General features: G+C 69.4%; 10 protein-coding genes and 1 pseudogene. 6 read left to right on the forward strand and 5 right to left on the reverse strand.

Features of this window, described 5'->3' with window-relative positions:
* Window position 1: 1 nt before the first annotated feature.
* A complete protein-coding gene (locus GD1_RS18095; RefSeq protein WP_373855342.1) occupies window positions 2–1,156 on the reverse strand; it encodes a hypothetical protein in 1,155 nt (384 codons plus the stop codon).
* Window positions 1,157–1,408: 252 nt separating this feature from the next.
* Window positions 1,409–2,530 carry an acyltransferase family protein gene (locus GD1_RS18100; RefSeq protein WP_059039042.1) on the reverse strand — a complete coding sequence of 374 codons (1,122 nt, stop codon included), beginning with the start codon at window positions 2,528–2,530 and terminating at the stop codon, window positions 1,409–1,411.
* 26 nt (window positions 2,531–2,556) lie between these two features.
* On the opposite strand from GD1_RS18100, the gene GD1_RS18105 reads away from it, so the two are divergent.
* Complete coding sequence (locus GD1_RS18105; RefSeq protein WP_059039043.1) at window positions 2,557–3,666, forward strand: magnesium transporter CorA family protein; 1,110 nt, start codon at window positions 2,557–2,559, stop codon at window positions 3,664–3,666.
* 2,296 nt (window positions 3,667–5,962) lie between these two features.
* Window positions 5,963–8,035, forward strand: a pseudogene (locus tag GD1_RS25795) (cation-translocating P-type ATPase); the annotation flags it as partial.
* A 132-nt stretch (window positions 8,036–8,167) separates the two neighbouring features.
* Here GD1_RS25795 and GD1_RS25800 read toward each other — a convergent pair.
* On the reverse strand, window positions 8,168–8,296 hold the full coding sequence (locus tag GD1_RS25800; RefSeq protein ID WP_369127640.1) for an Rv1535 domain-containing protein: 129 nt from the start codon (window positions 8,294–8,296) through the stop codon (window positions 8,168–8,170).
* Between GD1_RS25800 and GD1_RS25270 the strand changes: the two genes are divergently transcribed.
* The 3 genes from GD1_RS25270 to GD1_RS18125 all read left to right on the forward strand — a co-directional run bounded on the left by GD1_RS25270 (window position 8,295) and on the right by GD1_RS18125 (window position 10,827).
* Window positions 8,295–9,179, forward strand: a complete 885-nt coding sequence (locus tag GD1_RS25270) for a hypothetical protein (protein WP_202927196.1) — start codon at window positions 8,295–8,297, stop codon at window positions 9,177–9,179. The two genes, GD1_RS25800 and GD1_RS25270, sit on opposite strands and share 2 nt — an antisense overlap.
* Window positions 9,180–9,290: 111 nt before the next feature.
* On the forward strand, window positions 9,291–10,187 hold the full coding sequence (locus GD1_RS18120; protein ID WP_059039045.1) for a GmrSD restriction endonuclease domain-containing protein: 897 nt from the start codon (window positions 9,291–9,293) through the stop codon (window positions 10,185–10,187).
* A gap of 265 nt (window positions 10,188–10,452) precedes the next feature.
* Window positions 10,453–10,827, forward strand: a complete 375-nt coding sequence (locus tag GD1_RS18125) for a hypothetical protein (protein WP_020792236.1) — start codon at window positions 10,453–10,455, stop codon at window positions 10,825–10,827.
* A 75-nt stretch (window positions 10,828–10,902) separates the two neighbouring features.
* On the opposite strand, the gene GD1_RS18130 is transcribed toward GD1_RS18125, so the two are convergent.
* Together GD1_RS18130 and GD1_RS18135 are read right to left on the reverse strand one after the other, a co-directional pair.
* Window positions 10,903–11,604, reverse strand: a complete 702-nt coding sequence (locus GD1_RS18130) for a YoaK family protein (RefSeq protein ID WP_162128858.1) — start codon at window positions 11,602–11,604, stop codon at window positions 10,903–10,905.
* Between the two features lie 285 nt (window positions 11,605–11,889).
* Entirely contained in the window at window positions 11,890–12,810 is a 921-nt protein-coding gene (locus GD1_RS18135; RefSeq protein ID WP_238403989.1) for an alpha/beta hydrolase, read from the reverse strand.
* Here GD1_RS18135 and GD1_RS25500 point away from each other — a divergent pair.
* Window positions 12,704–12,945 (forward strand): hypothetical protein (locus GD1_RS25500; RefSeq protein WP_244882870.1); only part of this gene is annotated, 242 nt, incomplete at its 3' end. The two genes, GD1_RS18135 and GD1_RS25500, sit on opposite strands and share 107 nt — an antisense overlap.

Raw genomic sequence — 12,945 nt, forward strand, 5'->3', positions numbered from 1 at the left:
ATCAGGACGGCTCGTAGCGGGCGGGTAGTTCCCGCGGTACCGACGGCGACAACCGGGCAATGTTGCCCTGCAACACATCTCGATAGACCCGGAGCTGTTCCTCGCCGGAGCGTACCTGCTCGGTGAGCCGTTTGGCGTTGTCCACCGAGATCTCCCGATCACCCGACCGTGCGATCAGCGCGTCGATCCGGTCGTCGATGGTGGCTGCCTTGTCGTACTCGGCCAGGATGCGCAATTCGGTTGCGGCGGACTCCACCACGTGCGCGACCTCGCTCAGCGCCTGCACCCGGTCGATCAGTTCGGTCCACACCGGTCGCAGCGCACTCTCACGCCGGTCGATCTGTTCGGCGAACGCCCGGTCGAAACCGCCGCCCGCCTTGGCGCGGTCGAGATCGACCCGCACCGCGCGCAAGGCGATCACGTCGGTGGCGATCTCGGCGAGTTCGGCATGCAGGTTGACCTGGGTGCGCTGCACCGCGAAGTGATCCGACCGCCACGCCGGGTTCATCAGAATCCGGTCGTAGTAGTGACCGGCGACGAACAGCAGGGCCTCGTAGCCGTCGACGAGATGGGCCGAGCCCGGGGCGGCCGGGGCCGGGATGTCCCGCGGGGTGGCCGCGGCGATCTGGTCGGCCCACTGCTCGACCTGCCGGCTGCCCGACTTCGCGGCGACCTGACCCACCACACCGGCGATCCGCTCCACGGCCACCGAACCGGCACGCCGGACCGACCGCATGGTGTTGACGTTGGGGGTGGGTGTGCACAGCAACCCCGCGAAGAGCCGTTCCCGCTCGTCGATCTCGAGGTAGACGTTCTCGCGGCGCTCGCGGCGGATGGCACGGGTGCTGCCGGCGAACACCCCCTTACCGGTGACGATGGTCTTGCGGGCCTCCTCGCGGCGTCGGACCAGGCCGTTGAGCCGGTTGCGCAGCACCGCGGCCACCACACCGGGCAGCATCGGCCCGGCCAGCTGCGACTCGAGCTGGGCGATCGACCGCTGCAGGCGACGCATGTCACCGAAGCCGGTCATCAGGGTGGGGACGGGCAGACCCGTCGAGATACGGCGGACCAGGATCGCCCGCCCGGCGGCGGTCAGGTAGCCCGAGGCGATCAGCGTGGCCGAGGTGTCGGAGAGTTCGGGGCGCTCCCCCGGCACCGCCGCGTGGTCGCACCAGGACCGGATGTCGTTGCTGCTCGGGGCCGGGAAACTCCGGGACCGTCCCCGATCGGCGCCTGCACGGCCCCCGCTCGTGCGGCTCCCGCTCGTGCGGCTCCCGCCGGTAGGTGCCGCGTCACCCCCAACCGATCCGTCGTCGGTCGTCATCGCCCCTCACTTCCGCGTCGTGCGTCGCGGCGCGGGACATCCGGATGGGTCCGCCGCCTGCGTCCGCAACCGACCCCACCCATGCTACCTGCGGGAAATGTGCTGCCCGGGGGTTCGCGCCCGCCACAACGGCCGGGTGATCCGGTGCAGCGCCCATGCCACCGGCACCGAGATGATCACGGTCACCACGAACGCCGGCACCACATGCCCGGTGAACACCGCATAGCCGAGCAGCGCCATCACGTACTCCAGCACGATCACATGGACCAGGAACACCTCGTAGGAGATCTCACCGAGCCACACCATCGGGCGACTCGCGCACAGTCGCGCCCACCACGACGACTGGTCGTCGGCGGTCAGCGGACCCACCACCCCCACCGCGATCACCAGATAGAGAACATGTTTGACCAGGGTGGCCGATGCCGTGGTGGGGGTGATGGTGGGCTCGCCGGCGATCGCGGTCCCCGACAGCACGAAGGCGGCCAGGGCGGTGAGCAGCCAGCCGGTGGTGTTCCACCGGCGCACCAGCGGCGCGCAGGCGGCCAGCAGCATCCCGCCGACGAACCAGCCGAAGAACGACGGCGCCCACAGCCGCGACGTCGGCGACAGCCCGTCACTGCCGGCCACGACGACGATCCACACCGGACTGACCAGCAGCAGCGCCGAGAGTCCGCCGATCAGCAGATCGGGTCGCCAACTCCGGCGGGCCAGCCCGACGACCAGCACCCAGCCGATCGGGGGCAGCACCAGGTAGAAGACCACCTCGGCGGCCAGACTCCACATCTGGGTGAGACCGCCGTGCAGGTGGCCCGGGCCGTACACCTGGGTCAGCGTCAGATTGCGCACGAATCCCCACCAGCCCGTCCCGGTGGCCGAGTCCACACCCCCCGGCGGGGCGAAGCCGTAGAGCAGGTACACCGCGATCACGGTGAGCCAGTAGGCGGGCAGGACGCGCCGGGCGCGATGCCACAGGTAGCGGCCGGTGTCCGGGGCGGGTGTGCCGTCGGCGGCGGCTCGTACCCACGGCACGAACAGCAGGTACCCGGAGAGGACGAAGAAGACGGGGACGCCCACCTCGAACCGGGCGAACAGGCGGCCCGGGTAGTCGTCGGTGTAGTCACCGACCCAGAACGCGGCGTGGGTCGCCACCACCGACAGCGCGGCCACGGTCCGGACGCCGGTGAGCGAGGGTACGCGCGCGGCCATCCCCCGATCCTGCCAAGATGGGGCCCATGTCGGATGCAGCGGGTACCGGCCACCGCGAAGTGGTGCGGGGCCAGATCTGGCGGCACGGAAAACCGGTGGAGGGCTTCCGCCTCGACGAGATCTCCGAGCATCTCGATGCCCCGGACGCCCTGATCTGGGCCGATCTCGACTGCCCCGACCACGCCACCCTGACCGCGCTGGCCACCGAACTCGACCTCGACCCGTTCGCGATCCAGGACACCATCGCCGCCGCCGAACGCGTCAAGACCGTCGTGTACGGCCACTACACGTTCATGACCGTCTACGCCGTCATCCCCCGGCCCCCGAAGGATTCCGGCGTGACCGATCCCGGGGCGCGCGATGGCGGCACCGAGAACTCCGACGTCGACCTGACCGCACTCGGCGTCGACCGCCACTCCCCGTTCGCCCGCAGGGCGAAATCGTTCACCCTGCAGCGCATCTCGATCTTCCTGATGAGCAATGCCCTGATCACGGTGCGGCTGGCCCCGGGATTCGACATCCAGGAGGTGGTGGATCGGTGGAACGACGTCGGCGGCGAGCAGTACGGCATCGGCGCGCTGCTGCACGGTGTGCTCGACGTGGTGGTGGACGGACACTTCGATGCCGTCCAGCGCCTCGACGCCGACATCGAGGAACTCGAGGAACTGCTCTTCGACGAGTCCACCGGCAACCGGTCCCTGCAGCGCCGCACCTACGACCTGCGCAAGGACCTGGTGCTGTTGCGCCGCGTGGTGGTGCCGATGCGCGAGGTGATCGCCGCGATCCAGCGTCGGCGATTCGAGAACCACGCCCCGGCCGAACTCGATCCGCATTTCTCCGACCTCTACGACCACGCCCTGCGCGCGGCGGAGTGGACCGAGTCGCTGCGCGACATGATCACCACCGTCTTCGAGACGAATCTGGCGCTCAACGACGCCCGCCTCAACACCGTGATGAAGAAGCTGACCGGATGGGCGGCGATCATCGCGGTGCCGACCGCGATCACCGGCTTCTACGGGCAGAACCTGAACTTCCCCTTGTTCGGGACCACCGTCGGCTACATCGTGAGCACGGTGCTGATCGTCGTGGTGGTGGGGCTGCTCTACCTACAGTTCCGGCGCCGGGACTGGCTCTGACCGGTCTCGTCGGGCTGTCGCGGCCGCACGCCCGACTGTGATCCGAGCGGACCACAACGGGTCTTTCGCCGCTGCTCCGGGGCCGTTCTGCCCGGTATGGTGAATCGCGGATTGGAGGTCCGCAATGTCGCTTTTCTCGATTCCACGCGACCTCGCCAACATCGCGATCGGCGCCGCCCTGGTGGGCGGCGAGAGTGCGGTGCGGGCGGGTCGATGGGCCGGTGAGACCACGGTCTCGCTGCTCGGCTCGGCCGGCGCGGCCGCCGGCGAGGTGATCGTCGAGGCGGTCGGCGGGACCCCCGCACGGCGTATCGGCAGCCACGACGGCGTGCACTGGATCGAGGTCCGCGGACTCGACGACCATTTCGACGCGGTGTCGGCGGGGGTGCGCAACGCCCTCACCGACCTACCCGGTGTCACCGACGTCCACGTCAACGGACCGCTGTCGCGGGTGGTGGTGACCATCGCCGCGGGCGGACCGTCGGCCCGGGAACTGGTCGCGGTGATCGACGACGCCGAGCGACGCGCCACCGGCGGCGCCACCGGCCCCCGGCGTGCACCGCTGCCCTGTCTGCCCGGCGACGACGCGCTCCTGGCCGCCGATCTGCTCGGCACCGGTCTGGCGTCGGCGACGCTGGCCGTCGCCACGGTGGGCCGGATCGTCCCGATCCCCGTGCTCTCCCGGGTGGCCGCGGCCCCGGTGACCACGGCGGTCTATCACCCGCGGATCCGTGCGGCGATCGACGACCGGCTCGGTGTCCAGGGCGCCGACCTGCTGCTGTCGTCGCTGCAGGCACTCACCGCGGCCGCCACCGCGGCACCGCTGAGTGCCCTGGTCACCACCACCGGCCGGGCGCTGCAGACCGCCGATGCGCTCACCGGGCGACGGGCCTGGCGGGATGCCGCACCCCGGCTGGCCGCCGCCGCGCACAAGACCGACGCGGTACGCCCGCCATCGGTCCGGTCGGCCGATGCGGCATCCACCGGGCGCCGATGGGAGTTCGAGGAGATCTCCGTCGACGCCGGTCTGGTGGGTGCCGGCATCCTCGCGTTCACCTCGGCGATGCGCACCGCCGCCGACGCCGCACTGGTCGGTGCACCGAAAGCGTCTGTGGTGGTGCGGGATTCGTTCGCCACGGGACTTTCACGCGGGCTGTATCAGCGGCACGGCACGCTGGTGATGAACCCGACGGCACTGCGCCATCTCGGCGCCGTCGACACCCTGCTCGTCGATCCCCGCGTTCTCTACACCGACGAACTGACCATCACCCGCGTCACCGGGGTGCCCGCCGATTTGCGTTCACAGGTATGGCGCGCGGCGATCGACGCCTTCCACTCGGGACTGCTCGAGCCGGGCTGGAATCCGTTGTCGGGGTACGACGGTGCCGGTCCCGACGCGGCCGCCCTGGTCAGCCCGGTCCGTCAGCCGCTGGCCGCGGCCGTGCTGATGGAGGCACGCCGCGCCGGACTGCGCGTGGTGGCCCCGTCCGATGACGGATTGCATTCCCTACGACAGGGTTTCGACGATCTCCTCGATCCCGGTACCGATCCCGATGCGGCGCTGGCCGACGCAGCGCTGACGTTGCGGCGCGACGGGGCGCACGTCGCCCTGATCGGCCGGGGTACCGCCGATGCCGCGCGCGCCGCCGACCTGGCGATCGGGATGTTCGACGACGTCGCCGATCCGGCATGGGCGGCCGATGTGCTGGTCCCGGATCTGGCTGCGGCATGGCGCATCCTGCATGCACTGCCCGGCGCCCGCGAGGCGGTCCGCCGCGGCAAGACGCTGAGCACCGGCGGCTCGCTGCTCGGCACGCTCATGCTGATCCCGTCGGTGCCGGGCGACGGCCCGGGGTCGGTGGACGCATCGGCGTTGTACGCCTTCTGGTCCGGCTTCTCGGTGGCCCGTGGCGTGTTCGGTGAGGCCGTGCCCGAACCGGATTCGGGTCACGACTGGCACGCGCTGCCGACCGACGAGGTGCGGCGACTGCTGCCCCCGCCGGCACCGGAGACCGCGCCCACCGGCCTCGCCGCCGGCTGGGAACAGGTCAATGCCTCGGCACCGGTGCGGATTCCGCGTACCACCGTCACCCGGGCGTGGCGGCGGGCGACGGACTTCACCCGCACCATGCGCGAGGATCTGGCCGACCCGATCACCCCGATCCTCTCGACCGGCGCCGCGGCGAGCGCACTGCTCGGCTCGCCGCTGGATGCGGTGATGGTGTCGGGGGTGCTGCTACTCAACACCGCGATCTCCGCACAGCAGTCCCTGCACGCCGAACGCATCCTGCAGAAGATGCTCGCCGTCCAGGAACCGCTGGCGCGCAGGCTGATCGACGCAGACCAGTTCGCCCTCCACGGTGTCGCCCTGGACTACGACGAGGTGCGGGCGGGCCGGTTGCGCCCCGGCGACGTGATCGAGGTGCGGTCCGGTGAGGTGATCCCCGCCGACGCACGGATCGTCGACGCCGACACCGTCGAGGTGGACGAGTCGGCCCTGACCGGCGAGTCGTTGCCGGTGGTCAAGAACACCGCCGACACCCCGGGGGCGCCGCTCGCCGAGCGCACCGGAATGTTGTTCGCGGGCACCACGATGGTGGCCGGCAAGGCCCGTGCGGTGGTCACCGCGGCCGGTGACGGCACCCAGGTGAACCGGGCTCTGGCCCTGGCACCGGCGGGCGCCCGCGACGTCGGGCTGGCCCATCAGCTCGGCGAGATCACCAAACGGGCCCTGCCGTGGAGCCTGGCCGGCGGCGCGCTGGTGGGTGTGCTCAGCCTGCTGCGCGGCACCCCGATCCACGAGACCGCCGCCGGTACCGTCTCGATCGGCGTCGCCGCGGTGCCCGAGGGACTACCCCTCGTCGTCACCCTGGCCCAGTCGGCGTCGGCCCGACGGCTCACCGGATCGTCTGTGCTGGTACGTAATCCGCGCGCGATCGAGGCATTCGCCCGGCTCGACGCGGTGTGCTTCGACAAGACCGGAACACTCAGCGAGAACCGGCTGCGGGTGTCGTCGGTGCGTCCGCTCGACGGCGCCGACGAGGTCGAGGTGCTGCGGGTGGCCGGTGCGACGATGCTGGTCAACCGGGCCGGTGAGGTGGAGCATGCCACCGACGCCGCGATCCACACCGCGGCCACCGACGCCGGGCTCGAGCTGGTCACCCTGACCGCTTTCCTGCCGTTCCAGTCGGGTCGCCCGCTCGCGGCCGCCCTGGTCGGCGACGAGGTGATGGTCAAGGGTGCACCGGAGGCCCTGCTGCCCGCGGTGCGGCCCGCCGACCGCGATGCCCTACGCACCCTGCTCGACGAGATGGCCGCCGACGGGCTGCGGGTGCTGGCCGTGGCCCGCCGCGAGGTGAGTGCCGAGCAGTCGGCGGCCGCCGCCGGCGATCCGGACGCACTGGCGCAGCTGTGTACCGCGATGCAGGTGGTCGGGGTGATCGGACTGTCGGACACCCCGCGCGCCGGGGCCCCCGAACTGCTCGGTGAACTGCGCGAGCGCGGTATCGGGGTGCGTCTGATCACCGGCGATCATCCGGTGACCGCTGCGGTGGTCGCCCGCGATCTGGGGCTCACCGTGGCCGCCGAACAGGTGATGACCGGCGCCGAATGGGATCTGCTCGATGCAGGTGAACGTGCCGAGGCCGCCCGCACGCATCATGTGTTCGCACGGATGTCTCCCGAGCACAAGGTGCAGGTGGTGCAGGCCCTCGAGTCGGCCGGGATGGTCACCGCGATGGTCGGCGACGGCGCCAACGACGCCGCCGCGATCCGCGCGGCCTCGGTCGGCGTCGGCGTGGTGTCGTCGGGTAGCGACCCTGCCCGCATGGCCGCCGATGTGATGCTGCTCGGCGGTGACATCGGCGCCCTGATCGACGCCCTCGACGAGGGTGAGCAGCTGTGGCGCCGGGTGCAGTCGGCGGTGTCGGTGTTGTTGGGCCACAACGTCGGTGAGGTCAGCTTCGGGTTGATCACCACGGTGCTGACCGGATCTCCGGCGCTCAACGCGCGGCAGATGCTGCTGGTCAACATGCTCACCGATGCGCTGCCCGCGGCGGCGCTCGCGGTGAGTCCGCAGATGGAGCCCGACGTCGTCGGCCGGCACGACGAGGCGACCATCTGGCGAGCCGTGGCGGTGCGCGGGGTGTTCACCACACTGGGTGCGACGCTGGCGTGGGCGTTCGGCCGGGTCACCGGTCCCGCCGACCGCGCGGCCACGATCGGGCTGATCGGGCTGGTCGTCACCCAGATGATCGAGACCCTCACCGACTCACACGGGCCGCTGGTGGTGGCCACGAATGTGGGCACCCTGGCCACGATGGCCGGGATCATCAGCATCCCGGGGATCAGTCAGGTCTTCGGGTGCACCCCGGTCGGTCCGATCGGGTGGGGGCAGGCGTTCGCGGCCGCCTTTGCCGCCGCCGGGATCGCCAAGGCGATGCCGGGCGTGATCGACCGGCTGGTCGAGGATCTGCCCGAACTCGTCGAGCGGATCTCGCAGCTACTCGTCGATCGACAGGACGCCGACGCGCACGAGGACGGCGTACACATGCTCGAGCGCGGGCGTGAGCAGGCGGACGCCGGAGTCGACGAGGGCATCGGGGCCGAGGGAACGGGAGATCTCCGTCATGGTTGGTAAGCCTAACCCCACTTCTGCCGCCGAGGACAGTGGTGACGACACATTGGGGACTTTGGGCCGTTCGGTCCGCGAGTTCCTCGAGGAGCATCACGATGCCTCCGAGCTCGTGCGCAATGCCCGACGGTTCTCGATCAACGTGCCGGTGATCGGCCGGGTCGGCGTGCCGCAGCCCAGACAGCTCGCGTTCTACGGCGTGCTGGGGGTGCTCGCGGCGACCGGCGCGATCGAGTGGCCGGTCGCGGTGGCCCTCGGGCTCGGCGTCGCGGTGACCACCCGCGGCCGGTCGGGGCCCGACACCCCCGCACCGAAGGCACTGACGGCACCCGCCGCCGAGCCCGTGGTCGTCGAGCCCGTGGTCGTGGAGCCTGTGGTCGTCGAATCTGCGGTGGCCGAGTCCGATGTGGTGGCCGAGTCCGCTGCCGAGCCCAGAGTGCCTGCCGCCGTCGAGTCAGAGGCCGACGACGAGGCCGCGACCCCGGCAGTAGCGGCGCCTGCCGAGGAGGCGGCTGCCGAGGAGGCGGCTGCCGAGCAGTCGGGTCCGGCCGAGCAGGCGGCGGCGAAGGCGCCGGCAAAGAGATCACCCGCCAAGAAGGCTGCGGCGAGGAAGGCACCCGCACAGAAGGCTGCCGCGCAGAAGACCGTGGCGAAGCAGACCGTGGCGAAGAAAGCACCGGCCAAGCGGACCGCCACAAAGACCGCCGCAAAGCAGACGGCGACAAAGCAGACGGCGGCAAAGAAGACCGCAGGCAAGACCACGACCAAGAAGGCACCGGCCAAAAAGGCACCGGCCAAAAAGGCACCGGCCGAGAAGGCCGTTCCGAAACCTGCTGCGGAAACGGACAATTCGACCGACAGCGGAACGTCGTCCGACTAGACCACACCGTCGGCGAGTTCCACCGGTCGAATGACAGGAACCGATTTCCGTTGTGCCCCTTGGCCGGGCAGAATGCACCCGGGGTGGGACAGCAGGAAGGTGTGTTCGGTAGTGCGTATCAAGTCATTGCTCGTCGGAGGAATCGCCGCGGCCGCGGTGCTCACAGGTCCGGCGGTCGTCGGCTCGACCCCCGCCCCGGCGGCGCCGCCGGCGAATGCCACCAGTGCGTTGAGCGATCTCGAGTCGCTGGCGGTCAAGGGCCGTGCACCCAAGACCGGCTACGACCGTGCCCAGTTCGGGCAGGCGTGGTCCGACGACGTGTCGGTGACCGGTGGTCACAACGGCTGCGACACCCGCAACGACATCCTGCGGCGTGACCTCACCGCCATCACCATCAAGCCGGGCACGCAGAACTGCGTGGTCGCCTCGGGCACCCTGAACGACCCGTACACCGGCCAGACCATCCACTTCGTCCGCGGCAGCAACACCTCGTCGGCGGTGCAGATCGACCACGTCGTCGCCCTCTCGGATGCGTGGCAGAAGGGTGCGCAGCAGTGGAGCGCCGACAAGCGCCGCAACTTCGCCAACGATCCGGCCAACCTGCTCGCGGTGTCGGGTCCGGTCAATCAGCAGAAGGGTGCCGGTGACGCCGCCACCTGGCTGCCTGCCAACAAGTCCTACCGCTGCACCTATGTGACCAAGCAGGTGTCGGTGAAGAAGGCCTACGGTCTGTGGGTCACCCAGGCCGAGAAGGATGCGATCCGCGGAATCCTGTCGTCGTGTGGTGCCGCGGTCACACCGCAGCAGCCGGTGCCCGCGGTCCCGCAGCAGTCCGCTCCGCAGACCACCACCCCGCGCCAGTCCGCGCCCGAGCAGTCCAGCCCGAGCTCGGTGTACTTCAAGAACTGCAGCCAGGCCCGTGCTGCCGGCGCCGCCCCGCTCTACCGCGGCCAGCCCGGATACCGGTCCGCTCTCGACCGCGACGGTGACGGCGTGGCCTGCGAGTAGCCACTGCGGCCGGACACCGAGTCCGGCCCCACATGCCAACAGCGACACCGGATGCGGTGTGCGCGGATCGCCGACCCGATCAGGGGCCGGCGGCCTGTGCACACCGCATCGCTCGTTCGATGCACGGATATGGTCGCGGAATCCTTTCGACCATTGTCGATCAGCCGAATGACAGTGAAACGACGACGAATCCGTGTTTGTCGGAGCCGGTTGATAAACATTCTCGCGTACGGAGTTCTTCCCCCCACTCCCCCAGGAGACGAGAATGACCAAGGCATCCAAGCGCGCCGCGCTCATCATCGGCATGAGCTGTGCAGCAATCGGTTTGGTTTCCACGCCGGCGCACGCCGAGTCCACCGACCAGTACGACGCGGTGCAGTACCAGTTCTGCGGCAACAATGACGTCGCCGAACTGGAGTTCACCAACAAATACGGCAATTCCCAGAAGGAATTCGTCGACATGTCCGACGGCTGCCGGTACTACCGATTCACCGAGACCGACGAATACGGCGGCTTCGCCTCGGCGAGTGTGACCGACGAGGACGGCGGCGCGGTGTCGTGCACCATCTGGGTCAACGGCCGGGTCGTCGCCAAGTCCAACGACAACTCGGAGTACTACAGCTGGGCGAGCTGCTACTGACCGATCGGGGCAGGGTGGGCGCGGTGTCCCGGCCGAGCGTGCGACCACTGACCCGGAATCCCGGGTCAGTGGTGTTCAGGATCGGACGCCGGCACCGGGGTCGTCGGGCGCGTCGGTCTCACGCCCCCGCACCGGGAGCACGCAGGCGACCACCGCGAGTCCCACCGCGATCCACAACGCCTGCGCACCGAACCCGCGGAAGGCGAGCCCGCCGAGCGCTGCGCCGACGGCAAAGGAGAACCAGTAGCCGACGGTGGACAGCCAGCTCCACGGGTGCTCGGTCCCGATGCCCGCGGCCAGTTGATGGGCCGCCTTCACCAGAGTTCCGGTGACATAGGTCAATCCGACGTGCACGTCGGTGCCCGCCGACAATGCCGAACTGATCAGGCCGCCGGCGAGGGCGACCAGCACCATGCCCGACCACTCCGACGCCGTGGTGGCCACGATCGCACCGACCAGGATCACGACGGCGATCGCCACCATGACCACTCGATGGGCGTGCCCGACCCATCGAACGATGGCCGCGCCGGCGAAACACCCCCCGAAGAACAGGACGACCAGCAACGCCGTCAGCCCGACCAGACCCCAGTGACCGGTCGCCGTCGACGACCCGAGGATCGTCGAATTGCCGGACATGAACGCCACGAAGCTGCCCTGCAACACGACGAATGCGATCGCGTCGACGAATCCGGCCAGACCCAGCAGCCATACGCCGAGGACGACGTCCGACGAGCCCAGGCGGGCGCTTCTCTCCGCACGGGCGGTTCTCGCAGTCACGCACAACCTTTGGTCGAGTTCCTCGCGTGTCCCCGAGGTGCCGCAGAGCCTGCACCCAAGGGACACGACATCGTCATCGGGCCCGGCCTCCGACGGCCCGCGGAGATCTGGGTCCGCTGACGAGTATCGGCCATCCGATCATCTTGCGGGGAGTTGCGAACCGAACAGCCACGACCCGGCTTCTGGCCGGGCCGCCGGCACGTCGCGGCGGGAACGCCGATGGACATCAGCAACCGAGAACGCGACGTTGATCCAGGCGCCGCCATCGGCTCAGACCACGGTGAATCAGTCACCGAGCGCGGGGGCCAGGAAGGGCCACGAGCGATGCATTGCCTCCTGAAAGTACGGCCACGAGTGGGTGCCGCGGGTGACGAAGTCGAATGTGGCGGGAATTCCCAGATTCTCGAGTCGATCTTGCAACTGCCGGGTGCAGTACATCGTGGCCGCCTCGATTCCACCACCGACCGCGAGTTGGTCGATCAGGTGAGCGGGATCAGGGACCTCGCGGGAACTGTCATGCTCACCCGGTAGCCCCGATGCCGACGAGAGGAACAGCGTCAGCCCTCGCAGCTTGTCGGCGTGCACGACAGGGTCGTGTGCACGCCAGACCGGCCCCCCGTAGGCGCCCCACATGTTCGTCGCATCCGACTGACCGCGCAACTCGACCACCGAACGAACAGCGAGTTGCCCGAATGCGTCCGAGGTTGCCGCACACCCGCTGTAGGAAGCGACGGCGCGGAACCGCCCGGGATGCTCGATGGCCAGGTTCAATGCCGACGTCGCCGATCCGGAGATCCCGGCGATCACGTTGTGCCCGTTCGTCGGATACCGCGAGTCGATGATCGACGGCAGTTCCTCACCCAGGAATGTCGACCACTTGTTCACACCCAGTCGTGGATCAGATCGAAGCCAATCGGTGTAGTAGGTGTAGGCACCTTGAGTGGGGATGACGACGTAGACGTCCTTGTCGGCCAGGAACCGCACCAGATCGGTCTTGTGTAGCCAATTCGCCTCATTCTCTCCTCCGGCGGCGCCATTCATCAGGTAGAGCACGCCCCGTGGCCGCGAGTTGTCGGCGGGTGTGATGACGGTGAGATCTATGTCGCGATTCATCGACGGTGAATGCACGGCAACGGAACTCACCCGCTCGCCCCTCGTCGGAGAAGAGTTCGGGAAAGCCTGGGCGACCGCAGGGAGCGGCGACATCGGCAAAAGTGCTAGTACACAAATGATTCCGACGATCACGACGGCTTCGACGATGATCGTGTCCATCGCCGAAGCGCTGTCGTGTCGCCGTTCCACAAAGACTCTCCGTCGATACCCGGGGAAATCTAGTGGTTC

It is taken from the genome of Gordonia desulfuricans NBRC 100010 (assembly GCF_001485495.1).
In the GTDB taxonomy this organism is placed as follows: Bacteria; Actinomycetota; Actinomycetes; order Mycobacteriales; family Mycobacteriaceae; genus Gordonia; species Gordonia desulfuricans.